The 1,675-nt window shown below is 31.0% G+C and carries 3 protein-coding genes; all 3 read right to left on the reverse strand.

Translation table 11 applies throughout. From position 1 onward, the window contains the following. Positions 1–194: 194 nt before the first annotated feature. Entirely contained in the window at positions 195–503 is a 309-nt protein-coding gene (locus HMPREF2907_RS01255; protein ID WP_002222091.1) for a hypothetical protein, read from the reverse strand. A 455-nt stretch (positions 504–958) separates the two neighbouring features. Further along, positions 959–1,282, reverse strand: coding sequence for a DUF6572 domain-containing protein (locus HMPREF2907_RS01260; RefSeq protein WP_002222093.1), 324 nt, complete (start codon positions 1,280–1,282; stop codon positions 959–961). Further along, positions 1,282–1,675, reverse strand: a 394-nt coding sequence (locus HMPREF2907_RS12785; RefSeq protein ID WP_210388576.1) for a hypothetical protein, incomplete at its 5' end; no start/stop codon positions are given. The genes HMPREF2907_RS12785 and HMPREF2907_RS01260, both read right to left, overlap by 1 nt.

Raw genomic sequence — 1,675 nt, forward strand, 5'->3', positions numbered from 1 at the left:
TGGTTTTCGGCAAGGTAGGCGTTTACTTGATCGGATGGCGGATTTTTTGTTCGCCGTAGGTGATAGAGATGCTGATGCCAGAGTAAGCGTAGGTTGGGTCAAGCCCCAACATTTTATTTCGATTAAGAGAAAGGCCATCTAAAAACCAAATTTATTTTCAGACGGCCTTTTAATAGTTGGGTCTTGACCTCAACCTACACTTGTTTTACATAAAATTTTGTGTCTCTATTTGAAAAATCTAAATAACAACATTCTACTTTACCTATTGAATTGATTATAGTTGAAACAGGAATATTAAGAAGCCTAATACCCAAATCATCAATTTCAAAATCATTAATTCCACTCTTATAAAGATAGCTTATTATTTCATCATTAATTTTCCCAAGCCAATTAAAAGAAATATCTTCTAAAAAAAACTTATTTGGTTCAAATATCTCTATCGCTTCAAGCTGATTTTTATCATCATAAAAACAATGGATATTCAATTCGGGAAAAACATCCATAGGAACTCGAGAGTATGATGACTTATAAATTTCTTGTACATCAGAACTAAATATTGCACGAACTTGTTTTCGATTCAGATTTGATGAAATAATATTTCCACAATTTTCTATTTTTTTTGAACTAAAATAAAAAAATTTCATAATTTTTTGCCTAAACAATATTACCATTTTCGTAAGATGCATAAAACAAACCATGTCTTATCCATTTTGTTCCATCGGCAGACAGATAACGACTATATCTAAATTTTATTTTTCCAGGCTCATAAAAAATTTCTTCAATATTCAATATAATTGTTTTCTCAACTATAGCATAATTCCTCTGGTTTATATATTTCAGTATAAGTATGACGTAAGAAATATGACGCCGAGTGTTACGACTTACTTCTTTTTGATTTTAAGGTTTATATAAGTTATGGCTTTCTCGGGTTCGAAGTGATAAAGAGAGTCTTTACTTTTCAACTATAAAAATATGAGATAGTTCCATGGGAAAACCGTAATTTAAGTTTTAATAAAGCACCTTCTAGGCGATATAAAAATTTTCTATAATTTTCATTTGGTTTATATTTATATATAAGTTGTATTTCAATAGTCTCATAGCTACTTTCTCCAAAATCTTCAAAAATTTGACCTGATTCAATATATTGAATATATGAATTTATTTTTTCTTGCAACAAAAATAAATGCTCGTTATCCCATTTTAAATGATCAGAAATAGTTAATATGAGTATTCCGTTTTCAATAGAGGCTGAATCAATTACGTTCTCTTCCAAAATAGACATTATCTTTTCCTTTCAATGATAACTTTAGTAGGTTTAATCTTAGTCCCCTTTGGATAGCCCGGTTTTCCCTTGCCGACCACTGTCGCTCCCGTTCTTTCAATTTCAGGAAAAGCTTTTTTCTGATTTTTGGTAAGTGGTGCAGTTATTGAAGCCTTACACTCTGTACAAACATCAAGACCACCTTCTTTCGAAATAATATCAAGCCTAGTTTTTACACCACTTTTTGTTTTAACGGTAATCTGTTTTTGCGGTTTAAAGCCTTGTTTAACTTTCTTCTGATAAATTTCCATCTCAAAATCCTCACCAGATTTTTTATTTTTTTCCAGTTGATCTTTACGATTTTTATGTTTGATTTCCTTGCTAGCCAATGCCGTATCCGGAATCCTATCCCCC

Origin of the sequence: Neisseria sp. HMSC055H02, from assembly GCF_001813335.1 — a bacterium.
Classification (GTDB): Bacteria; Pseudomonadota; Gammaproteobacteria; order Burkholderiales; family Neisseriaceae; genus Neisseria; species Neisseria sicca_C.

Coding starts and splice junctions, on each gene's coding strand:
- HMPREF2907_RS01255 (WP_002222091.1), bottom strand. CDS start 503: ATGGATGTTTTTCCCGAATTGAATATCCATTGTTTTTATGATGATAAA.
- HMPREF2907_RS01260 (WP_002222093.1), bottom strand. CDS start 1,282: ATGTCTATTTTGGAAGAGAACGTAATTGATTCAGCCTCTATTGAAAAC.